The following is a 23,522-nucleotide window of genomic DNA, read 5'->3' as shown; positions in this document are numbered from 1 at the left end:
ATCCAAACGGAGGTTATTATACAAAACAAGTATGATAACCTCCATTTTTTTATGACTATACTTAATATCTAACTTCTGTATGTATACTAGGGATTGATGACGATAAAGAAAATATTTCTGATACAAACAAGCATCTAAAAACACAGTAGTAAATAAACAATCTCAAAAAAATCTGTTACATTGGTAGTATACTAACAACTAAAAAATCAAAACATGGGATTAATTGCAACACTAATTATTGGAGCATTAGCTGGTTGGCTAGGGAGTAAACTATACAAAGGCAGCGGGTTAGGCATTATTGGTAATATTATCGTCGGGATCATCGGTAGTTTTGTTGGTAATTGGCTATTAAGAAAACTTGGCGTTAGTCTTGGTTCTGGTTGGATTGGAGCCATACTTACAGGAGCCATAGGAGCAATCGTAATTCTATTCTTATTTAATCTGATCTTTAAAAAGAAATAGATCTCCATAAAACTAAAAAAGCACGTATCAATATATGATACGTGCTTTTTAGTTGTACTCTATTTACAATGCAAATAGAATATGCTTAATTCAACTAATTCTTATAAAAGATTAAGAGTTACTCCAAGTTTCACGTTTGCGCCTCTTGTCGTAAATCCAAAAACATCTTGATAATCTTCATTTAATACATTATCTACACTTACTAAGAATCTCCATTTGTCATTCTTTAATGTATGACCAAATGCTAAATTCACTAGACTAAAACTTTCTAATGTTACTACTGTAGCTGGAAAGTCTCTAAAATCATTTGCCAGTCTATCATCTGTATACTGATATGCTACAGAAGCAAATGTTCTAGGAGAAAAATCATATCCCACTACAAAACTTCCTTTACTTTCAGGAATAAGTACAGCTTCATTTTCATTATCTATATAGGTATAGTTTGCTGTTAATGATAGGTTCTTTAATGGAGTAGCGTTTACCTCTACTTCAATACCACTTGTGTTTACTTCATCAGGATTATTAAAGTACCCTTCTGTAAAATCAAAAAGAATCACGTCTGTTTCCTCTCTATCAAAGTATAAGGCACTTGCTCTAAAGTTCTTTCCTAATTTGACCTCAACTCCTCCTTCTATCGTTAGGTTTTCTTCAGGATCTAATTCTGGATTAGGTCCAAAATTACCGAATAACTGACTTATAGATGGAGTGATAAATGATGTGCTATATGATCCAAATGGCTTTACATAACTTCCTTCTCCAAATTTGTATGTATATGAAGGGTTTACATTGTATGTAAAGTTTGATCCATACTCGCTATGGTTATTTAATCGCGCTCCAACATTAATATTTAACCCAAAATCTGATACATATACCACATTTGCATACGGATCTATAATATTAAAATCAGGATTCTCGTTTACTGTATTTCCTTCAAATGTAACTTGGTTGTCTATTACATTAAGACCTATAATCGTATAAAATGATTTATTAAAAGTATACTTATTGTATACATCCAATATTAAGTTCTCTCCTTCGGCAGAAAATGGGAAATCAGAAATAAAATTTCTTTCAAATGTACTATACGATGCATTTACATTTACACTACCATTGGTATATTTATATGTAGATGAAAGTCCCACTCTATATTGATCACTTTTAAAGACACTCCCTGTCACATCTGCAAAAGACCCACCATCAAAATCTGAATTAATATCTGTTACATTTCCAAATACGTTTACAGAAAATGCATCTGTAAATTGGTATCCTAGATTTACATCAAAACTCTTTCTAGAGAAATCATCTCTTTCTCCTTCTCCTTCTTCTACAATAGCAGCAGAAAGTCCGTCAGTAAATTGCTGATTGTATCCAGCTTTATATGTAAACTTATTTAGCGTTCCGTTTACATCTACACTATTATTAAAATCTGATAATCTGTAATCTTGATCATCTTGAGATTGATTTGTCCCAATACTAGAACTTACGACAACATTAATAGCTTCATCTGTTGCTTTTTTTGTTGTAATATTAATAACAGCTGCTGCTGCGCCACTTCCATAAAGTGTACTCGCTGCCCCTTTAATTATCTCTATTTTCTCTATATTCCCTAAAGATAATAGACGTAAATCATACTCTCCATTAATTTGAGATGGATCAGAAACTTGTACTCCATCAATAATAACAAGTACTTGACGATTTCTTCCTCCTCGTACAAAAACACCTAAGTTTTGTCCTGCATTACTTCTACTTCCGTTTATTTCAATACCAGATTTTGTATTGATTAATTCGGCTACAGAACGTCCTTGATTTTTTTCAATTTCGTCTTTAGAAATTGTAATTACTGTTTTTCCAGAATTTTCACGTTTTAATGCAAAACGAGAATCTGTTAACACTACTTCTTCTAATGTTTCAACTTTAGGTTGTTGATCTTGTTGTGCTGATGCAAACATAGAACACAAGATTCCTACTGCTAGAAACGCGTTTGATTTTTTTTTCATTTTTTTTAATTAAAATCGAGAATAGTATAATCACTATTATACGTAAACTTTTATCCCGAAAGTTTGACTTATTTTGCTGAAAATGGGCAGGTCTCCTGACTTATCTTATGTTATCATACCTTCCCAGCTTATGCCAGTGGTCTTGTAGTAAATAACATCCAAAAGGTGCCGAAATACATCGGCAAAGAATTACAGTTGCGGGAACAGTCCTGGAATTAATAGTTCACTATTTCACCAGATTCCCTTTTAATTGATACTATCATAAAATGACATAATCAAACCAAAATTCGATACGAAGATACTATCATTTTTATAATCAAATCTTATTTTCTTTACTATTAATTCAAAAAAACATAATCTTTGCATTCATAAATTCTGAAAAATAGAAGTATATGATCTATTATATTACAGGTGGTGAACGTTCAGGAAAAAGTAGTCATGCGCAAGCACTGGCTACTTCTCTATCTGACACACCAATATACATTGCAACATCACGCAATTGGGGCGGTGACCATACAGATCGTATTGATAGACATAAAGCAGATAGGGATGAACGTTGGACTTCTATAGAGGAAGAAAAAAACATTTCAGCAGTAGTTTCTACCGATGATGTCGTGGTAATAGATTGTGTGACTTTATGGCTTACAAACTATTTTGTTGATACAAAAAATGATATCCAGCAATGTTTAGCTTTCGCGAAAGCGGAATTTGACAAACTAGCAAATATAGATGCTACTATCATTATCATTTCTAACGAAATAGGAATGGGTGTGCATGCACAAACCGAAGTAGGTAGAAAGTTTACCGAACTTCAAGGTTGGGTAAATCAACACATTGCAAAACGAGCAGATAAAGCCACTTTTATGGTTTCTGGAATTCCTATGACTCTTAAATAAACTCTATACATGAACGTTACCATCACCTCTACTAAAAACAAAGAGTTAGAAGCTAAAATTCAACATAAAATTGACTTAAAAACAAAACCCATAGGTGCTTTGGGAATGCTAGAAAACATAGCCTTTCAAATAGGATGTATACAACAAACCGTATCGCCAAAAATCACAAAGCCAACTATCGTTGTTTTTGCTGGAGATCATGGGATTGCTGCTCAAGGAGAAGTAAATCCTTTTCCGCAAGAAGTAACATCTCAAATGGTGTATAATTTTGCACAGGGAGGTGCTGCTATTAATGTATTGAGTAAAACTAATAATATTGATTTAAAAGTCGTTGATGCTGGTGTAAACCATGACTTTGCAAATGATCTTAACATCATTAATGCAAAGGTCGCTATGGGAACTAAGAATTATCAGGATAGTCCTGCTATGACACCTCGTGAACTGGAAATTACGATTCGACACGCAGAGGATATTGTTTCTAATTTACATAAAGAAGGTGTAAATACGATTGGATTTGGAGAAATGGGAATAGGTAATACCTCATCGGCTTCTTTACTTATGAGTTATTTTACACAGATTCCAATAGGAGAATGTATCGGTTCTGGAACAGGGCTTGATCAAAATGGTATTAGCAAAAAGCAACGTATTCTATCAGAGGTATATCGCAACTATAATATTCAAAATCCAATAGAGGCATTAACAACTTTTGGAGGGTTTGAGGTAGCCATGATTACGGGGGCAATTTTAAAAGCCGCCGAATTAAAAATGACCATCGTAATTGATGGATTTATTGTCACTGCAGCTTTACTAGCTGCACACGCCATCCAACCCAACGTATTAGATTATTGCCTATTTGCGCATACCTCTAATGAGCAAGGGCATATAAAAATGTTAGATTTTTTAAAAGTACAACCTATACTATCTTTAGGATTACGACTAGGAGAAGGAACGGGTGCAGCACTAGCCATACCGTTGTTACAAGCTTCTGTTAATTTCTTAGATGAAATGGCTAGTTTTGAAAGTGCAGGTGTAAGCGGAGAAACAACCAACTAAATGAAAAAAGAAATTCATGTTTTTTTTACAGCCCTTATGTTTTTTACACGAATTCCGTGTCCAAAATGGGTAGACCACAATCCTACGTATCTCAAAAAAAGTGCTCGTTATTTTTCTTTAGTAGGGATTCTAGTAGGTAGTATCGCAGCACTTGTATTTTATGGAGCTTCGTTTATTTTACCTTTAGAAATTGCCATTTTACTAAGTATGGCAACATCAGTATATACGACAGGTGCTTTTCACGAAGACGGATTTGCAGATGTATGTGATGGTCTTGGAGGTGGGTGGACCAAAGAAAAAATCCTTCTCATTATGAAAGATTCTACGCTAGGCACCTATGGTGTCATTGGTTTAGGGTTATTACTAGCTATTAAGTTTTCAGCATTACGAGAAGTTCCTACGTATTATATTCCATTAACTATTATTTCTGGACATAGTTTAAGTCGCTTTATTGCTACTACATTACTGTATACACATCCTTATGTAAGAGATACAGAAGACAGTAAAGCCAAGCCTGCTGCAAAGAATATCAGTATAGATATTGTGATTATAAGCGGGCTTATAGGAATCATCCCATTATTCTTTTTTAAATCTCCTTGGGTATTTCTAGTCATCATTCCTATGTATCTATCCAAAATGTATCTGGGAGCCAAATTCACCAAATGGCTTGGCGGTCAAACAGGCGATTGCGCAGGTGCAGTACAACAGCTCTCTGAAGTCATTTTTTATATAAGTCTTATCACATTATGGACATTTATTTAGTACGTCACACCACTCCCAAAATAGACAAAGGCATTTGTTATGGTCAGAGTGATCTCGAACTTGCAGACAGTTATCCTGAAGAATTTAAAGCTATACTAGATGTAGTTCCTGAAGATTCGTATCACGTTATTTCAAGTCCTTTACAACGTTGTTCCGCTTTCGCGAAAGCGTACAAAACCCCCATCACTTATGACAATAGGCTAATGGAATTAGATTTTGGAGATTGGGAGCTTATGCCTTGGAATGATATTCCTCAAAAAGACATAGAGCCTTGGATGAATGACTTTGTAAACGTACGCGTTCCTAATGGAGAGTCCTATGTAGACTTGGCAACACGAGTATATTCTTTTTTTGAAGAATTGCAACAAGCTGAAACTATCCAAAATACTATTATTGTTTCCCATGCAGGTCCTATGCGTGCTTTGTTAGCTAGGTTACTTGACATTCCTTTAGAAAAATCATTTCGTATTAAGATTCAATACGGAGATGTGATTCATCTCAGGAAAGTGAATCAGGAGATTAAAGTAATGACTGATATTCCTGTTTCTTAATTCTTTTGAATATTTATAAAGTGATAGAAAGTATAATAGTTGTCATGCTGAACTTGTTTCAGCATCTCAAAAGATTACTCATGATTGTATTATTGAGACTCTGAAACAAGTTCAGAGTGAAGAGTTCATAAAAATTACTTCAGCTGTAATTCTGCAAAATTATAATTACTCGAAGTAGCTTTTCCAGTCATTTCAATATCTAATCGGTTCTTAAAAAAAGGAGTATTTACGACTAACGTATGATATTCTCCATTCTCACCGCAGGCGTCTACTCCCATAGCTTCTAATTCTTCTAGAAGTGACTTATCAATCATTCTTCCTAGAAAATCAGACCCTACTGTTTGATTACAAGACACAATCATAGCTTCTACTCCATCTTCGATCATGGCTAGCACTAATTCCTTTCTATCTCCTTGCCATAAAGGCAACACCGCTTCTACACTTGCTGCAGCAGATACTTTTTCCTCCCAAGCACGATGAGAAGCAATATCTATATCTCCAAAAACAGCATGAGACAAGTCATACCTCTTTACAAGGTCTTTTAAGTGTTTGATATAGTTTACTTCATAATCTGTCCACGTACTATTAAAAAAATGGATAGGAACTCCTATGGCTGTTGCTTGAGCCTCAAGAATTTCTTTAGGAATCCCATGAGAACGAGATCGATCTCCATATTCATTCATCACATTAAGAAGAACCGTAGGTTGATATCCAGATTGTACTGCTTTATAAAAAGCATAACAACTATCCTTACCTCCACTCCACGAGCATAAAAAATTCATTCATTATAATTTATCCCAAAAATACTTTTATGTAGATAGCAATACAAAAAAAATAACGAATTTTGATTTTCTAAATTCTACTTATGCGATTTATCATTGTTTGTATCTCCTGTTTATTTTTATATACTTCCTGTAAAGAAGAAAGTAAAAAGACCTCAACACCTTCTCAAGAAATAACCAAATCAAAAAGGTTCGAGGATATACAGTATGCAAAAGGGTTTTCTATAACTCATTATGCAGATTACAAAGAAATCACAGTCACATCTGCTTGGCCAGATAGTGATGAGATATTTACATATATTCTAACTAAAGATAAAAGTACATATACGCAACAAGACGAACATACTGTGGTGATTGAGTTACCTATAAAGAGAGTCATTGCAATGTCTACTACCAACATTCCATCTCTAGAGTACTTAGAAGTAGATGATTTGTTAGTAGGTTTTCCAAACACAAATTATATTTCTTCAGAAAAAACAAGAGCCAATATTGATAACGGAAAAATTAAAAACCTCAATAGTGATGTAGACATTAATATGGAACTTCTCTTAGAGCTAGAACCCGAACTTGTTATCGGTTTTTCTGTAAATGGTAGTAATAATACATTAGATAAGATAGAGCAATTTGGAATCCCCGTTGTTCTAGATGGTGCTTGGACGGAACAACACCCATTAGGCCGTGCAGAATGGATAAAATTTATTGCTGCATTTTTTGATAAAGAAACAGAAGCAGAGGCCATTTTTAAAAGTGTAGAAAGTGATTATTTAGAAGCCAAGAAAATTGCTTTGAATGTAAAAGAAAGGCCTATTGTATTTTCTGGATCGACCTTTAAAGATGTATGGAATATTCCAGGTGGAAAAAGTTTTGTAGCAAAATACTTAGAAGATGCAAATACCAATTACCTCTGGAAAGACACTCCTAATACAGGAAGCCTACAACTAAATTTTGAAAATGTATTGATCAAAGCGCAACAAGCACCATTATGGATTGGTGCAGGAAGTTTTACAGATAAAGCGCAGATGGTTGCAAACAATAAAAACTATGCTTTTTTTGATGCTTATAAAAATAGCAATATCTATACCTACACAAATAAGATTGGAGAAAACGGAGGATTACTTTATTTTGAATTAGGGCCCTTACGTCCAGATCTTATTTTAAAAGATATTATCTCTATAGCTCATCCAGAAATTTTGACAAACTATGAACCTTTCTTTTTTAAAAGATTAGAATAGAAATACCACACTATTTACGGTCATAAAAGAATTAATAAATATATGTGAACATTCTTTTTCCTATTTACGGAAAACCGTAATACAATTACATATCGTTTACAGAAATTAGCCTCCGAAAGATTAAGAGTTAGTTAATTTTTTACGATTATTTACGAAAGTGCTTACCTAGGGGAAGGGTGGGCACTTTTTTATTTATAAGCTATTATTTAATAAATAATAGCCTACCATTTATATTTCCTTTTCAAAATCAAAATCTCAATCACTAAGAACCCTGCTAGTGTTAACGTTCCATATACAAAAGGACTTGTCGTTGCTACACTCATATCTACATTTGGCACATTAAAACTAGGCAATTCCCAAGTAGGAATCTTAGTTGAAACATCACGTAACGCACTAGAAATTGTAGTAAGTCCTATATTCTGTATACTTACATATCCTATAAGTCCTCCTATAATCGCAATGAGAAAACTCCACATTCTTCTAGAAATAAGAGGTTCATATACTATTACTGTTTGAGTAGCTTGTTCTGTCTGAATCTTATCCATAAGAGTTTGAGTAAAATCTACCGAAGGAGCTTTTACGTCTACACTCTGAATGGCCTTAGACACTAACTGATCTACTATTTTTTCTTCATTAATTTTCATAACGTGCTACTAGTTCTTGTGGCAACTGTCTTGCCATAATCGTATATAATTTCTTTCGAGCTCTAAATATTTTCACTTTCACATTGTTCTTTGTCATCCCAGTCACGGTTGCAATTTCTTCCAATGATTGTTCTTCTAGATAATACAAAGTTACTAGAAATGCATCTTCTTCTCGCAATTGCTGGATACACCCCTCCAATTGATCTCTCAATTCTCTAGTTTCAATCACTTCCAGAATACTGGCTACTTTCTCTTCTGTAATCTCTTCATTAATTTCGGCAGCATGATGTGTCGGTATCTTACGCTTTCGCGAAAGCGTATCCAAACACTTATGATACGTGATACTATATAACCATGTACTAAACTTTGAAGTTCCTTTAAAAGTATCCAACTTCTGAAATACTTTCAAGAATACATCTTGAGCTACCTCCTCTGCATCTTCTGTCGTTTTCATCATACGCAAGCAAAGTGTATAGACCATGTTTTTATAACGATCTATCAATGTAGCAAAGGCATTTGCATTGCCCGCTAAGGTCATTGTTATGTATTTCTGGTCATCTTGATGGGTCATTCTTGATGGATCATTACAGTAGTAAGACTCAAATATGTATCATACGGTTACATTATTTGTTATAAAAGTTACTAAAAAAGAAAATAGAGAATAAATTTGTCAAGGAAACACTCGTTAGAACATAGATATATTATATTTCATTATTGTAAATCATATAGAAAAGTTGACACTCCAGAAAAGAGATATATTGAGGTATAAAGGAGCAGAGATTCAGATATGGGATAATATCTTAACTGAATATTTTGAGAGATATCCCGAAAGAGTTTCCAAGACTCCTTTTATGATTACGTCTTTATGGAGAGGTTATTTTTCAGAATTTGAAATATCAAAAAACAACGAACTACATATTGTTTCTTTAAAGAGATATATAGGAGTTGATAAAAAAACTTCTGATTTTTTCATTCCAGAAAGTGTTTTAGACAAAGCATTTCCTTCTACTAAAAAATGTGAATTCTTTTCTGGATTTCTAAGAATTGACGATGCTCATACAGGTGTAGAAAATGCCATATTTATAGTATTAGAATTTGATCAGGGAACGCTGATAAAAGAACATCATTTAAGCGTTACTGAATTTCAAAAACTATATGAAAAAGAAAGGGTGTATAATAGTAGTTATACTTAATAGTTTATTCTTTGTCTATTAAGTAAATCATACAGTTACTTTCTAGTTTCTTTTGTTTTGTTTACTAACTTTATCAACACAGTTAATTATATGTAAACACATTACTCACTGTTAAAGCTTTAGGTAGATACAGTTTATAAATGCAAAAATAGTAGTTGTATATTTATAATTACAATCAACAAGGTTTAATTCATCTTTCAATCAAAACTTATATCCATGAATACATTATCAGTATTTCGTTTATCAAAATCTGTCATACTTCTTTTCTTTAGTTTTTTTGTCTATTTCGTTTCATCAGCACAAGGGTTTGAAGGGTATTACCAAACACCAGCTATTTATGAGAACACCATTGTATTTGCTGCCGAAGGTGATCTTTGGACAGTTCCTTTAACTGGAGGGTTAGCCCAACGATTGACGACACACTCTGAAAGAGAAATGTTCCCTTCGATTTCTCCAGATGGAAAGACTATTGCTTTCTCTGCTAGTTATGAAGGACCTACAGAAGTTTATACAATGCCAATCGAAGGGGGGCTACCTAAAAGGTGGACTTATGAACGAGCATCTTCTATCACCAATTCTTGGACACCAGATGGTAAAATAATATATAGTACTCGAGCTTACTCAAAAGTTCCTAGTAATCAGATTCTAGCTATAGATTTAGTAACTAAACATAAGACTAAAATTCCACTTTCTCAAGCTAGTGAAGCCTCTTATGATGACACAGGTAAAACAGTGTATTTTGTGAGTCCAGGTTATCACGGAAATGTTACTAAAAGATATAAAGGTGGTACAGCCAGACAAATCTGGAAATTCACACAAGGAACTGATGAAGCAGTAAAATTAACAACAGATTACATTGGAGGAAATCATCACCCGATGTGGTATTCTAAAAGGATATATTACATCTCAGATAGAGACGGTATTATGAATATCTGGTCTATGAATGAAGACGGGGAAGATCATAAACAGCATACAAGTCACAAGGATTTTGATGTTCGCTCTGCTAGTATATCTAATGGTAATATTGTTTATCAAATGGCTGCAGATCTATGGCATTATAATTTAACCTCTAAAGAGAGTAAAAAAATCAACATCAAATTGGTCTCTGATCTTGATCAACTACGAGTGAAGTGGGATGATAACCCATCTCAATATATTACTTCTGTGCATGCTGATCCTAATGGTAAACAAATTGTAATAACAGCTAGAGGTCGCGTTTTTGTAGCTCCAGTCAATTCAGGTCGTCTTATATCCTTTACAGATAAGACATCTGTGAGATATAGAGATGCCATATTTTCTCATGATGGATCAACTATTTACACACTCTCTGATGAGTCAGGAGAGTTTGAATTTGTAAGCATGCCATCAAATGGACAAGGTTCAGAAAATAGTATTACAAGTAATGGTGATGTTCTTAGATATGGAGGCGAGCCTTCTTCAGACGGCAAATGGATTGCCTATAATGATTTAGAAAACAATATGTATGTCCTCAATATATCTAATGGAGTGAGCAAAAAGATTTCTACTAATCAAGAAGGTATCAGAGGTTTTTCATGGTCTCCAGATAATACATGGTTAGCATTTGTACAAACGGCTTCTAATACGATGGCACAAATCAAAATTTATAATGTGAATACTGGTATCTCCTTTGATCTAACGACTGATAGAGCTAATAGCTTCAATCCAAAATGGAGTCCTGATGGTAAGTTCATTTATTTTATTTCAGATAGGAGTTTCACTTCTTTAGTTGGTAGTCCATGGGGTACTAGACAACCAGAACCATATTTTGATGCAAGTGAGAAAGTATATCATGTCGCTTTAAAAAAGGGAACACGTTCCCCTTTTAGAGAAGACGATGAACTTTTTAATGATACTAAAAAAGAAGACTCTTCTACTAAAACTGATAAGAAAAAGAAAAGCGAGGAGGAAGATAATAACAAATTAGTAGTCAGTATAGATCAAGTAGGTATTCAAGAAAGAATCATAGAAGTTCCTATCAAACCGGGTAACTATAATGGACTTGAAGTGAATAAAAAAGCACTTTATTTAACCTCAAGTGAAACAGGAGTCAATGCCAAGAGACATTTATCCTTTGTAAAGATTGACAATAAAGACGTGAGTCTAAAAACAATGGTAAACGAAATTAATTCATTCGAACTTACGAGTAATGGTAAAAAAATTCTGGTTAGAAAAGGGAGGAATTATCATATGATTGATGCAGGAATATCTAAAGTAAGTAATCTATCAGAAAGTAAAATAAATTTAAACGGGTGGAAATTACCGATTATACCTCAAGAAGATTGGAAACAGATCTTTACTGATGCTTGGCGCATGGAGCGTGATTATTTTTACGATAAAAATATGCATGGGGTAGATTGGGATGCAATGCATACCAAATATTTACCACTCGTTGACAGGGTCACAACACGAAGTGAACTTTCTGACCTCATCGGTAGGTTTGTTGGAGAACTATCTGCTCTACACACGAGTGTTCGAGGTGGTGATCAAAGAAATGATGATAAAAATATTTCGGTAGCAAGTCTGGGTGCTGTGTTTATTAGGGACGAGCAAAAAAAAGGATTTAAAATCGAGCATATCTATAAAGTTGATCCTGATTATCCTAATGAAAAGTCACCTTTGGACGATCCCTATTTAGATGTACGTATCGGAGATGTAATTACCCATGTTAATGGTAAAGAAGCATTATCTGCCGTTGATATAGGTGAGTTAATTCGTGATCAAGCTGGAAAACAAGTACGAATGACACTATCCCGCGGTACTTCATCTAGAGATATCATTGTTAAACCAGTAGCAAACGATTATAACCTTCGCTATCGTGATTGGGAGTATGGCAATCGTCTTGATGTGGAAAAAAAGAGTAAAAATGACATTGGTTATTTACACTTAAGGGCTATGGGTAACAATGATATTAGTCAATTTTATCGTGAATTCTATCCAGTTTTCAATAAACCAGGCCTTATTATAGATGTGAGGTATAATTTTGGAGGTAATATCGATAGCTTTATTTTAGAAAAACTTCTAAGAAAGGCTTGGATGTATTGGAAAGCAAGATCAGGAGAACCATACTGGAATATGCCTTATGCATTCAGAGGTCATATTGTAGTACTTGTAAATGAAAACACATATTCTGATGGCGAAGCATTTGCAGACGGTTTCAAAAAATTAGAGTTAGGTACAACAATAGGAACTCGAACATGGGGTGGTGAAATCTGGTTAAATAGTAGTAATAGATTAAGTGACAATGGACTTGCTAGAGCTCCTATGTTTGGTGTATATAGTGACAAAGGGGAATGGTTGATTGAAGGACGTGGATTTGAACCTGATATTGAAGTAGAGAACCTTCCTCACTCAACATTTAATGGACAAGATGCACAACTCGATGCTGCAATCAAACATCTACAACAACTCATCAAAGAAGATCCTCGAGAAGTCCCAGCACCACCTGCCTATCCAGATAAGTCATTTAAAAATAATAGAAAGAAAGGGTAAAAGACAACTACAAAAAGCTATACGTAGTCGTATTCTACTAAATATTAAACCTAATGCTTCCTAGAATATTTTTAGCGAAAGCAAAAAAACTTTACAATTTCTGTAACCGTTTTAAAATATACCCCGTCTTATGAGCAAATAAATAATCATAAATCAATTAAAAATCAACAATTATGGGAGGAGAAATTATCATATTTATATGTCTTTTTGGAGCCTTTTTCGGAATCGCTTACTTACATTACTCTACACGTAACAAAGAACGCCTAGCACTCATTGAAAAAGGGGTAGATGCAGGCATCTTTAAGCAATCTAAAGAAACTCCACCTATTTGGAAAGTACTGACAATTAATCTAGCGTTATTATTAATGGGAATTGGATTAGGAATCTTAATCGCACTGATACTTCATCCTGTATTTGGTCATGAAGACGCTATATATCCAGCTGTTATCTTCTTAATGGCAGGAACAGGACTTCTTTCAGGATTCTTCCTAACAAGAAAATTAGTAAAGGAATAAGTATAACACGCTCATTGCTTTTGAAGTCAGGTACGTGATTACGCGTACCTGATTTTTTTATATGCTTTCGCGAAAGCGTATAAAAAAACTTAAAAGTTGTGAATTTTAATTTGCTACTTCACTGATGAATTTAATACGATACAGACGTAACTCTTCATCATCATAATCTCCATCAAACTCTTCAAGTGCCGCTTCTATTCCATCGGTTTCGGACTCTATAAAATACTCATGAAGTTCTTCTTGTTGATCTTCATCTAGCAAATCATCTATCCAATATGAGATATTAAGCTTTGTACCACTATAGACAATGGCTTCCATTTCTTTAATGAAGTCCTTCATGTCCTTCCCTTTTGCCGCAGCAATATCATCTAGAGGTAACTTACGGTCTACATTCTGAATGATGTATAGTTTAAGTCCGCTATTGGCTCCTGTACTTTTTACAATAAGATCATCTGGACGCAAAATTTCATTATCAGCTACATATTTTTCAATAAGAGCGACAAATTCTTTTCCATATTTCTTTGCTTTTCCATCACCTACTCCATGTACTGAAGAAAGTTCTTCGATCGTCATAGGGTATTTAATCCCCATATCTTCAATAGATGGGTCTTGAAAAACGATATATGGTGGTACATTCAGTTTCTTGGATACTTTCTTACGAAGATCCTTAAGCATTACTACCAATTTTTTATCGGCACCTCCACCTTTGCCTCCAGAGACAATCTGATTATTTGTATTCTCATCATATGTATGATCATCTGTCATCATAAATGAGGTAGGTGCATCTATATATGCCAATCCAGCTGGTGTCATTTTTATAACGCCATAAGTCTCTATATCTTTTTTGATATACCCCGCTACTAACGCTTGTCTTAATAAAGCATGCCAATAGGTTCTCTCTCGTTCTTTACCACAACCAAAGAAAGGCTGTTGGTGTGTTTTATGAGAAGTAATGATCGCATTTTCTTCTCCTCGTAAGGTAAATACGAGTTCTTTTCCTTTATATATTTGTTTGGTATCTCGTACTACTTTAAGCACAGTTATAAGCTCATCTTTTGCTTCATGCTTTTTCTTAGGATAACGCATATTGTCATCAAGCATTCCTCCTTCTCCAGTCTCATTGTCAAATTCTTCTCCAAAATAATGTAAGATAAATTTACGTCTAGACATACTCGTTTCTGCATAGGCAACCACTTCTTGAAGTAATGCTTGTCCTATTTCCTGCTCTGCCACAGGCTTGCCACTCATAAATTTTTCTAGTTTCTCTATATCTTTATAAGCATAAAAAGCAAGACAGTGTCCTTCTCCTCCATCACGACCAGCACGACCAGTTTCTTGATAATAACTCTCTATACTTTTAGGAATATCATGATGTATCACAAAACGTACATCTGGTTTATCGATTCCCATTCCAAAAGCAATGGTAGCAACTACTACATCTGTATCTTCCATCAAGAACATATCCTGATGTTTCACACGTGTTTTTGCATCTAGTCCTGCATGGTAAGGAACAGCTTTTAGTCCGTTTACCTGTAATGTTTGTGCAAGTTCTTCTACACGCTTTCGCGAAAGACAATAAATAATACCACTCTTCCCTTCGTTCTGTTTTACAAACCGAATAATATCTGCATCTGCATCCTTTGTTTTAGGGCGTATTTCGTAATAAAGGTTTGGTCTATTAAAAGATGCTTTAAACGTATTTGCATCTGTCACTCCTAAGTTTTTAAGAATATCTTCTTGCACTTTTGGAGTAGCTGTAGCAGTTACAGCGATGATAGGAATATTATCTCCTATTCTTTTAATAATACTGCGGAGGTTACGATATTCAGGTCTAAAATCATGACCCCATTCTGAAATACAATGCGCTTCATCTATGGCTAGAAAAGAAATAGGAACCGATCGTAAAAATTCTGCATTTTCTTCTTTGGTAAGAGATTCGGGTGCTACATACAGTAGTTTTGTCACACCACGAGTGATATCTTCTTTTACCGTTTTTATTTCACCTTTGGTCAAAGAAGAGTTCAACACATGAGCAATTCCCTCTTCTTGGGAAATCCCTCGTAATGCATCCACTTGGTTCTTCATTAAAGCGATTAATGGAGAAACCACAATGGCCGTACCTTCTTTTAATAATGCAGGTAATTGATAACAAAGTGATTTCCCACCACCGGTAGGCATAATCACGAATGTATGGTCTCCACCAACAATACTTTTTATAACTTCTTCTTGAAGTCCTTTAAACTGCCCAAAACCAAAATATTTTTTAAGCGAAGCGTGTAAGTCTATTTGCCCAGTATTCATGTATTCTTGTGCATTTTTGCATACCTTTGTATTACATAAATATAGTGAATTCCTTACGGTATACAAACCTAATAAAAACTAAGTTTTGAACATTTCCCAGCAAATAATTGCTAGCGCTCAGAAAACCATAGCTATAGAACAAGAAGCAATCGCTCATCTACACACATTAATAGACGAAGAATTTGCCCAGGCAGTTTCGGTAATTTATAATTCTGTAGGAAGAGTAATTATTACCGGAATAGGTAAAAGTGCGATTATTGCTCAAAAAATTGTAGCAACACTCAATAGCACAGGAACTCCTTCTATTTTTATGCATGCCGCAGATGCTATACACGGAGATCTAGGAACCATTCAGCAAGATGATGTGGTGATTTGTATTTCAAAAAGTGGAAATACACCCGAAATAAAAGTATTGGTTCCTCTTATTAAAAAAACCAACAACCCCTTAATTGCAATTACATCCAATAGAGATTCTTTCTTAGGAACACAAGCTGATTATGTATTACACGCTTACGTCAGTGTAGAGGCTTGTCCTAATAACCTTGCTCCTACTACAAGTACAACTGCACAACTTGTAATAGGTGATGCCGTTGCCGTTGCATTACTAGATCTCAGAGGATTTTCTGATAAAGATTTTGCAAAATACCATCCTGGTGGAGCTTTGGGTAAAAAACTTTATTTACGAGTAAGTGACTTAACCGAGGCAAATGAACGCCCTTCAGTCGCTCCAAATGCAAGTATTAAGGAAGTGATTGTTGAGATTTCGGCAAAAAGATTAGGCGTTACAGCTGTAATAGAAAATACAGAAATCATAGGAATCATCACTGATGGTGACTTACGTAGGATGCTTTCTGAAAATGATAATTTAGAAGGACTTACTGCTCGAGATATTATGAGTGCATCTCCTAAAACAATAGAAAACGACGCCATGGCTGTAAAAGCCAAACGTGTCTTAGAAGAAAACGGAATTAGCCAACTACTTGCGACAAACCAAGGGATCTATGCGGGTGTTGTACACGTACATGACTTAATAAAAGAAGGTATTATTTAATGGCATCAAAAAAAATCAAAAAAAATGCAGGAGAGATGTCTTTCCTAGATCATTTAGAAGAATTACGCTGGCATTTAATACGATGTACTCTGGCTGTTGTTATTATAGGTACTGTTGCCTTTATTTTTAGAACCTTTTTATTTGATGTCATTATTTTTGCTCCAAAAGATGCAGACTTCATATCCTATGATATCCTCTGCAAAATATCGAATCTTATCGGTATGGAAAAAGGGTGTATAGGCGAAGGAGATTTAGATTTTATTGTACAAAGTCGCAAAGTTGCTGGGCAATTTAATGCTGCTATCTGGACATCTATTACCGCAGGTATTGTCGTTGGATTTCCATACATATTATATGAGTTCTGGAAGTTTATATCCCCTGGCTTATACGACAATGAACGTAAAAGCTCAAGAGGTTTTATTATCATCGCATCTTTATTATTTTTTATGGGTGCATTTTTTGGATATTATGTAATTACGCCATTATCAGTAAATTTTTTAGCTGGATTTAAGATCTCAGAAATTATACTAAATGAATTTGATATTGATTCTTTCATTAGTTTAGTTAGAGCATCTGTACTGGCCGCTGGAATCATATTTGAACTTCCTATCATTATTTATTTTCTAACTAAAATTGGACTAGTAACACCTACATTTTTAAGAAAAAACAGAAAGTATGCACTAGTTATCGTATTGATCCTCTCTGCGATCATTACACCTCCAGACATCTCAACGCAAGTTATTGTGGCTGTACCTATATTGATTTTATATGAAGTAAGCATCCTTATCAGTAGGATTGTTGTAAAACGAGAAGAGAAAAGGCTCAAAAAACAGCAAGCTTAATTAAAATCTAAAATGTCAGATTACACGATTCTAATGAGTAAATCATTTGTATAAAAAGAAGAAAAACCTCCTACGTGGGAATGAAAATATAAAAGCTATGAGTAAGCAAGTAGAAGAATTTAATGAGTATCGCGTTAGAATGAACGAGATGATACTTGGTGATAATAATAAAGTAATCAAACGTATTTTTAATCTGGATACCAATACCTATACAGCTGGTGCTCTTGATGTAAAAACCAAAGAATTACTAGGGCTTGTTGCCTCAGCTGTATTACGTTGTGATGACTGTATAAAGTACCATCTTGAAACAGCTCATAAAGAAGGAGTCACCACAGAAGAAATGATGGAGACAATGAGTGTTGCAACCCTTGTGGGAGGTACGATCGTGATACCACATTTACGTAGAGCAAGAGAATTCTGGCATGAGTTAGAAACACAAGGCAACTAAGACCGAAGCGTTAACACATTCCTAAAGTATCTTCTTACTTTATAGCAAATCACACGAAACACGTATATTTACGACTTATGAAATGAGTGTAAATAAATTTAATTAATTATTTACTACCTAAAAGTAATTAAATTTTTTATGCGAAAGCGTAGCGGTTGATTTAAGCATAAAATTTTTATTTATTTCATCTTTAATGAAATAAAAATTTAAAAGTAAATGAAATTACGCGCAGATAATCTAATGAAATCCTATAAAGGCCGAAAGGTTGTAAAAGGAATTTCTGTAGAAGTAAATCAAGGGGAAATTGTAGGACTTCTTGGGCCTAATGGCGCCGGAAAAACGACTTCTTTTTATATGATTGTAGGATTAGTAAAACCCAATGGAGGAACTATCTTTCTAGACAATCAAGAGATTACAAAATTCCCTATGTATAAGCGTGCTCAAAATGGTATTGGGTACCTCGCACAAGAAGCCTCTGTTTTTAGAAAACTGAGTATAGAGGACAATATCCTAAGTGTATTACAACTCACTAAACTTTCTAAAAAAGAGCAACTCCATAAAATGGAAGAACTCATTGAAGAGTTTAGTCTAGGACACATACGTAAAAGTAGAGGAGATTTATTATCTGGAGGAGAACGTAGACGTACAGAGATTGCTCGTGCACTTGCAACCTCTCCCAATTTCATATTACTGGATGAACCCTTTGCAGGAGTAGATCCCGTAGCAGTAGAAGATATCCAGCGTATCGTCGCACAACTTAAAGATAAAAATATAGGGATTCTTATTACCGATCATAATGTACAAGAAACCCTTGCCATTACAGATCGCACCTATCTTATGTTTGAGGGTAGTATCTTAAAACATGGAATTCCTGAAGAACTCGCTGCCGATGAGATGGTACGTAAAGTATATCTAGGGCAGAACTTTGAACTCCGAAAGAAAAAATTATTTTAATCAATATATTTATATACACAAAAGCCCTTTTCAAAATTTTGAAAAGGGCTTTTTAATTGAATCACATTTTTATGCTTCAGGTGTTATTCCTTTCTGTAATTTAATTGTAAGTATTAGCATTGCCAGTCTTCCTATCAAAAATGCTAAGAGCCCAAATACTGTTGTAAGTAAAGCAACTTTAAGACCTGAGGCAAACATAGGTTGAGATACATTACCTCCTATAGCTTCAAAAGCGTCAAAAGCACTAATAAGCCCTAAAGTAGATCCCAAAAATCCCCAAATCATTGCAAAAAGACTCAGATGTCCTATAAGTTGATTGGTGTGTATCGTATTTTTCTTTCCTAATAGACTCAGGGTAAATAATACTATAATGGCAATAATGATAAGTACCAGAGGAACCATAAATACTGGGCCTCCTTCTTGAATTCTATCTATTAATTGTGACATAATTTCTAAATTTTAAAGTTACTGATTATTATTCAAAATATGTTTGTAAGACACCCATCATGATCTCCTGTAAAGATCCATCATAAGCATTTGCGACTAACGTTATTGATACTTTTTTCTCTGGAAAAAAAATAGCTAATGATTTAAAACCGTCTATTTGTCCACTCATTCCATACCCTTGCATATTCATAATAGGCGCACCTCCTAATCCCATTCCCATACCTGAACTTACATCTGTCATGTGCTCATACGAAGTTTGTGATATAAGCTCTCCAGTATATAAAGCATTTGTAAATACATTTACTTCTGACGGGGTACTTATAATAGCTCCTGCCCCTGTTGGAGCACTCATATCTGTATATTGAGACACCATTTCCCAATCTTCATCAACACGTTGGTAGGATACTGCTTCTTGTTTGCCTTGTGGCATATCTGTACCTATTCTAGTAATGTCTAATTGTAACGGTTTTACAAGTCTATCTTGAACGATATTATAGAAGCTTTTTCCTGTAGCCATCTCTGCAACATACGCTAGCAGTATATAATTTGTATTACAATAAGAAGTATCGGTACCTGGTTCAAAAATAACACCATTTTTAGTCATACGATCAATCATTTTTACACGTGTTTGAGGTTCGTACATCCAAGTTGTAAAGTGCTCATCTTCTGTAATATTAAATAATCCACTTTGATGTTTAAGGAGGTTCTTAATTGATATTTTGGAAGCATTAGGAAGTTTTGGAAAAAACGTACTTAATGGAGTATCCATTTTTAATTTCCCTTCTTCTACCAATTGTATAATAATAGTTGCTGTATACATTTTGGTCACAGATCCTATACGATATTGGGTCATATTATTCCCTTTTATCTTTTGATCGATATTTGCATACCCAAAAGATTTCTGATATACTTCTTTACCTTCTTTATAGATGGAAATTCCTCCCATTCCTTGTGCCGTTGTTTCAAGGGTATTAAAAATAGTATCTAACTCACTTTGACCTTTGTTTTGTCCAATGATAGAGCAGAAACTTAATAAAAATAGTATTGTTATTTTTTTCATAGGTGATGTATGTATCATTTAATACTTCAAATGTATCTTCTATACGCTTTCGCGAAAGCGTAATGCGACCAATACCCTCTTTTACACTCGTTATAACATAAAATAGTATCATAAAGACATATCGCGTGATGATTATGTCATTTACAGCGGAAAATCTGTAATCTGTCTCAAAAACCTGCATAGTTTAAAGATTTTATTCACCTTTGTATGATGTTTAAATCAATACTGAAGGAACTAAAATTTACACCAGTACATATTATTTTATGGATGGGTGTATGGCTATTCTATAGCTATTTCTTTAGTTATGGATCAAATAATACAGACTTTGTATTCTGGTTTTCTACAAGTCTTTTACCAGTAACAATTATTATTACGTACTTTATATCGTATGGGCTTATTCCTAAATATTTGATTACAAAAAAGTATGTCCTCTTTATAACATATCTAGTTTATACAGTCATTTGCTCTATATACCTTATTCTTATTATTACTTTTATTAATCTAATTTTCTTATCTGATTTTAGAATTACAGAAATGCCATTACTTACTCGTAATGTGATATTTGTTCTTATCCTTGTATATCTTGTGGTAAGTGTGGTTTGTTTTATACAGTTATTAAGGTATAATCACAAAACATCAAACAGAAATAAAGAATTAGAAAATAAGCTTTTAGAAGGAAAGCTACTTCTTAAACAAAAAGAGTTGTATTACCTCAAACAACAGATACATCCTCATTTCTTATTCAATACACTAAATACCGTTTATGGTTTTGCTCTTAAAGGATCAAAAGAAACACCAGAACTTATACTCAAATTATCTAATCTCTTAGATTATATTTTAAATCAGATAGAAAAACCAACGGTTCCATTAACAGAAGAAATCAAACATATAGAGGCATATATTGGTCTAGAACGCGTTCGTTTTAGAGATACGTTGCGTATTACTTTTACAAAAGACATTCAAAAAGAGATACAAGTTCCTCCTATGTTATTTATTGCCCTTGTAGAAAATGCCTTCAAACACGGAGCTCCTGTGAATGATTTTTTAGATATTAAAATCCATTTAAAAACAGATGCTACTTCTTTATATTGTACTATTGAAAATACGATAAACATAAAAAATAAAAATAAAGAAAGTCACGGTATCGGACTGGAGAATACCAAAAAACGTTTAGAAACATTATATCCAGATTTATATACATTAAGCAGTGTACAGGAAGAAAACACTTATAAAGTACACGTAGAGATACAACTTAATTCATGACAAAACAGTATACAGCCATACTTGTAGATGATGAGCCAACTGCTCGTGAGATACTTGCTACGCATCTAAGTAAAATAGATGCTATTCAGGTAGTTGCTAGCTGCAAAAATGCTACCGAAGCTTTTTCAGAATTAAGTAAACAGCATATAGATCTCGTTTTCTTAGATATCAATATGCCAGAAGTAACTGGATTGATGTTTGCAAATGCAATCCAAGGAAAGAGTAATGTCATCTTTACAACAGCGTATCGAGAATATGCTGTCGATGGGTTTGAACTACAGGCTGTTGATTATTTATTAAAACCTATTTCCTTAGAGCGTCTTATGAAAGCCGTTCATAAGTTTATAGGAGAACAAACGACGTCACAGGTACAACAAGTACACGAGTTTACTTTTTTTAGATGTGATCGTAAGATGGTCAAAATCAATTTTGAAGACCTCTTATATACAGAAAGTCGTGGAGATTATATAAAGCTTTACACAAAACAAGAAGCATATATTACTAGGGAAACCATACGTACTATTATTGATAAACTTCCTGAACAGTCCTTTATACGTACGCATCGTTCTTTTATCATAAATATCTCAAAAATAGATAGTTTCACAAATGAACATATTACGATAGGACGCTCCTCAATCCCTATAAGTAGAAGCTATAGAGATGCTGTAGCTCACCGTCTTAATACAATAAAATAATAACTATAATAACTATATTAAGTATCTTTGCAAGACTGCTTAATTTCTTTCGACAGAGAGTAGTATAATAATAAAAATATTTCTAACGGAGTTTATACAAATGTATAATTAACGTGTTGGAATTACACGAAGATGAAAACAGAATTGGAAAAAAACACTGAATATTACCAAGAGCAAATAGATGCTATGGGTAATGATCATATAGGTTCAAGTGCCATTACACCTCTACGTGATGATGCTTTTGAACTAAGTGATATAGAAAAAATAGCAAGTATCAAAAAAGATGTTGCTCATATCATGCAAACATTAGGTCTTGACATGACTGACGATAGTCTTAAAGGTACTCCTACTCGAGTAGCAAAGATGTTTGTCAATGAGATTTTTGGAGGTTTACATCCAGATCGTAAACCTAAAGCATCTACATTTGATAATAATTACAAGTATGGAGAAATGCTTGTAGAAAAAAATATTGTTGTGTACTCTACGTGTGAGCACCACCTCTTACCTATCGTAGGCAGGGCGCACGTAGCATACATATCAAATGGTACTGTAGTAGGTCTTTCTAAAATGAATCGTATTGTAGATTATTATGCAAAACGACCACAGGTACAAGAAAGACTTACGATGCAAATTGTCCAAGAGCTCCAAGAAGCTTTAGGTACAAAAGATGTAGCCTGCGTTATAGATGCAAAACATTTATGCGTTAATAGTCGCGGCATACGCGATATAGAAAGCAGTACTGTTACCAGTGAGTTTGGTGGAAAATTTAAAGAAACAGAAACTCGAAGAGAATTTTTAGATTATATAAAATTAGATACTAATTTTTAATTCCTTTTAGAAAACACACCAAACATCTATTAAAATTTA

General features: G+C 34.0%; 23 protein-coding genes and 1 riboswitch. Of the genes, 16 read left to right on the top strand and 7 right to left on the bottom strand.

The annotated features are described in order from the left end of the window. The first annotated feature begins 213 nt into the window (after window positions 1–213). Window positions 214–462 carry a GlsB/YeaQ/YmgE family stress response membrane protein gene (locus tag ABJD27_RS03880; protein WP_348170784.1) on the top strand — a complete coding sequence of 83 codons (249 nt, stop codon included), beginning with the start codon at window positions 214–216 and terminating at the stop codon, window positions 460–462. A gap of 101 nt (window positions 463–563) precedes the next feature. Here ABJD27_RS03880 and ABJD27_RS03875 read toward each other — a convergent pair whose 3' ends face one another. Next, on the bottom strand, window positions 564–2,456 hold the full coding sequence (locus ABJD27_RS03875) for a TonB-dependent receptor plug domain-containing protein (protein ID WP_348170786.1): 1,893 nt from the start codon (window positions 2,454–2,456) through the stop codon (window positions 564–566). A gap of 67 nt (window positions 2,457–2,523) precedes the next feature. Next, a riboswitch (cobalamin riboswitch) is annotated at window positions 2,524–2,756 on the bottom strand. Window positions 2,757–2,848: 92 nt separating this feature from the next. On the opposite strand from ABJD27_RS03875, the gene ABJD27_RS03870 reads away from it, so the two are divergent. From ABJD27_RS03870 to cobC, 4 genes are read left to right on the top strand one after another with little or no spacing between them, the layout of a single operon-like run. Continuing rightward, window positions 2,849–3,352 (top strand): bifunctional adenosylcobinamide kinase/adenosylcobinamide-phosphate guanylyltransferase, encoded by a 504-nt coding sequence (locus ABJD27_RS03870; RefSeq protein WP_348170789.1) that lies wholly within the window; start codon window positions 2,849–2,851, stop codon window positions 3,350–3,352. A gap of 9 nt (window positions 3,353–3,361) precedes the next feature. Continuing rightward, window positions 3,362–4,405, top strand: a complete 1,044-nt coding sequence (cobT, locus tag ABJD27_RS03865) for a nicotinate-nucleotide--dimethylbenzimidazole phosphoribosyltransferase (RefSeq protein WP_348170792.1) — start codon at window positions 3,362–3,364, stop codon at window positions 4,403–4,405. After that, window positions 4,406–5,167 carry an adenosylcobinamide-GDP ribazoletransferase gene (locus ABJD27_RS03860; RefSeq protein WP_348170795.1) on the top strand — a complete coding sequence of 254 codons (762 nt, stop codon included), beginning with the start codon at window positions 4,406–4,408 and terminating at the stop codon, window positions 5,165–5,167. It abuts the gene before it with no gap. Further along, window positions 5,152–5,718 carry an alpha-ribazole phosphatase gene (gene cobC / locus ABJD27_RS03855; protein ID WP_348170798.1) on the top strand — a complete coding sequence of 189 codons (567 nt, stop codon included), beginning with the start codon at window positions 5,152–5,154 and terminating at the stop codon, window positions 5,716–5,718. Before ABJD27_RS03860 ends, cobC begins: the two co-directional genes overlap by 16 nt. A 134-nt stretch (window positions 5,719–5,852) precedes the next feature. On the opposite strand, the gene ABJD27_RS03850 is transcribed toward cobC, so the two are convergent. After that, window positions 5,853–6,500, bottom strand: coding sequence for a diphthine--ammonia ligase (locus ABJD27_RS03850; RefSeq protein ID WP_348170801.1), 648 nt, complete (start codon window positions 6,498–6,500; stop codon window positions 5,853–5,855). 83 nt (window positions 6,501–6,583) lie between these two features. Here ABJD27_RS03850 and ABJD27_RS03845 point away from each other — a divergent pair, with 83 nt between their 5' ends. Further along, the gene (locus ABJD27_RS03845; protein ID WP_348170804.1) at window positions 6,584–7,732 is read left to right on the top strand and encodes an ABC transporter substrate-binding protein; all 1,149 of its coding nucleotides are present in this window, start codon (window positions 6,584–6,586) and stop codon (window positions 7,730–7,732) included. Window positions 7,733–7,953: 221 nt separating this feature from the next. On the opposite strand, the gene ABJD27_RS03840 is transcribed toward ABJD27_RS03845, so the two are convergent. Beyond that, window positions 7,954–8,376: a hypothetical protein gene (locus tag ABJD27_RS03840; protein WP_348170807.1), complete on the bottom strand. Its 423-nt coding sequence runs from the start codon at window positions 8,374–8,376 to the stop codon at window positions 7,954–7,956. Next, window positions 8,366–8,947: an RNA polymerase sigma factor gene (locus ABJD27_RS03835; protein ID WP_348170810.1), complete on the bottom strand. Its 582-nt coding sequence runs from the start codon at window positions 8,945–8,947 to the stop codon at window positions 8,366–8,368. Before ABJD27_RS03835 ends, ABJD27_RS03840 begins: the two co-directional genes overlap by 11 nt. A gap of 187 nt (window positions 8,948–9,134) precedes the next feature. Here ABJD27_RS03835 and ABJD27_RS03830 point away from each other — a divergent pair, with 187 nt between their 5' ends. The 3 genes from ABJD27_RS03830 (at window position 9,135) to ABJD27_RS03820 (ending at window position 13,594) form a co-directional block, all read left to right on the top strand. Beyond that, window positions 9,135–9,569 carry a hypothetical protein gene (locus ABJD27_RS03830; RefSeq protein ID WP_348170813.1) on the top strand — a complete coding sequence of 145 codons (435 nt, stop codon included), beginning with the start codon at window positions 9,135–9,137 and terminating at the stop codon, window positions 9,567–9,569. 216 nt (window positions 9,570–9,785) lie between these two features. Then, window positions 9,786–13,079, top strand: coding sequence for a S41 family peptidase (locus tag ABJD27_RS03825; protein WP_348170815.1), 3,294 nt, complete (start codon window positions 9,786–9,788; stop codon window positions 13,077–13,079). A gap of 173 nt (window positions 13,080–13,252) precedes the next feature. Beyond that, a complete protein-coding gene (locus ABJD27_RS03820) occupies window positions 13,253–13,594 on the top strand; it encodes a DUF6249 domain-containing protein (protein ID WP_348170818.1) in 342 nt (113 codons plus the stop codon). A gap of 105 nt (window positions 13,595–13,699) precedes the next feature. Here the strand turns inward: ABJD27_RS03820 and ABJD27_RS03815 are convergent, their stop codons facing one another. Next, window positions 13,700–15,895: an ATP-dependent DNA helicase RecQ gene (locus ABJD27_RS03815; RefSeq protein ID WP_348170821.1), complete on the bottom strand. Its 2,196-nt coding sequence runs from the start codon at window positions 15,893–15,895 to the stop codon at window positions 13,700–13,702. Window positions 15,896–15,980: 85 nt separating this feature from the next. On the opposite strand from ABJD27_RS03815, the gene ABJD27_RS03810 reads away from it, so the two are divergent. From ABJD27_RS03810 to lptB, 4 genes are all read left to right on the top strand, one after another. Further along, on the top strand, window positions 15,981–16,946 hold the full coding sequence (locus tag ABJD27_RS03810; RefSeq protein ID WP_348170824.1) for a KpsF/GutQ family sugar-phosphate isomerase: 966 nt from the start codon (window positions 15,981–15,983) through the stop codon (window positions 16,944–16,946). After that, window positions 16,946–17,788, top strand: coding sequence for a twin-arginine translocase subunit TatC (gene tatC, locus ABJD27_RS03805; RefSeq protein WP_348170827.1), 843 nt, complete (start codon window positions 16,946–16,948; stop codon window positions 17,786–17,788). Before ABJD27_RS03810 ends, tatC begins: the two co-directional genes overlap by 1 nt. Window positions 17,789–17,885: 97 nt before the next feature. Next, window positions 17,886–18,236 carry a carboxymuconolactone decarboxylase family protein gene (locus ABJD27_RS03800; RefSeq protein WP_348170830.1) on the top strand — a complete coding sequence of 117 codons (351 nt, stop codon included), beginning with the start codon at window positions 17,886–17,888 and terminating at the stop codon, window positions 18,234–18,236. Window positions 18,237–18,452: 216 nt separating this feature from the next. Next, window positions 18,453–19,190 carry an LPS export ABC transporter ATP-binding protein gene (gene lptB / locus ABJD27_RS03795; RefSeq protein ID WP_348170833.1) on the top strand — a complete coding sequence of 246 codons (738 nt, stop codon included), beginning with the start codon at window positions 18,453–18,455 and terminating at the stop codon, window positions 19,188–19,190. A 69-nt stretch (window positions 19,191–19,259) separates the two neighbouring features. Here lptB and ABJD27_RS03790 read toward each other — a convergent pair whose 3' ends face one another. Together ABJD27_RS03790 and ABJD27_RS03785 are read right to left on the bottom strand one after the other, a co-directional pair. Beyond that, a complete protein-coding gene (locus tag ABJD27_RS03790; RefSeq protein ID WP_348170835.1) occupies window positions 19,260–19,637 on the bottom strand; it encodes a MotA/TolQ/ExbB proton channel family protein in 378 nt (125 codons plus the stop codon). Between the two features lie 28 nt (window positions 19,638–19,665). Next, on the bottom strand, window positions 19,666–20,697 hold the full coding sequence (locus ABJD27_RS03785) for a serine hydrolase domain-containing protein (RefSeq protein WP_348170838.1): 1,032 nt from the start codon (window positions 20,695–20,697) through the stop codon (window positions 19,666–19,668). A gap of 207 nt (window positions 20,698–20,904) precedes the next feature. Here ABJD27_RS03785 and ABJD27_RS03780 point away from each other — a divergent pair, with 207 nt between their 5' ends. From ABJD27_RS03780 to folE, 3 genes are all read left to right on the top strand, one after another. Then, window positions 20,905–21,960, top strand: a complete 1,056-nt coding sequence (locus tag ABJD27_RS03780; RefSeq protein WP_348170841.1) for a histidine kinase — start codon at window positions 20,905–20,907, stop codon at window positions 21,958–21,960. Then, complete coding sequence (locus ABJD27_RS03775) at window positions 21,957–22,655, top strand: LytTR family DNA-binding domain-containing protein (protein WP_348170844.1); 699 nt, start codon at window positions 21,957–21,959, stop codon at window positions 22,653–22,655. The genes ABJD27_RS03780 and ABJD27_RS03775 overlap by 4 nt, the downstream gene beginning before the upstream one ends. 132 nt (window positions 22,656–22,787) lie before the next feature. Further along, entirely contained in the window at window positions 22,788–23,483 is a 696-nt protein-coding gene (folE, locus tag ABJD27_RS03770) for a GTP cyclohydrolase I FolE (protein ID WP_348170847.1), read from the top strand. Window positions 23,484–23,522: the final 39 nt, after the last annotated feature.

This window comes from Dokdonia sp. (genome assembly GCF_039945015.1).
Classification (GTDB): domain Bacteria; phylum Bacteroidota; class Bacteroidia; order Flavobacteriales; family Flavobacteriaceae; genus Dokdonia.
Note: the sequence above shows the minus strand (reverse complement) of the source record. Positions and strands in the feature narration are given on the sequence as shown.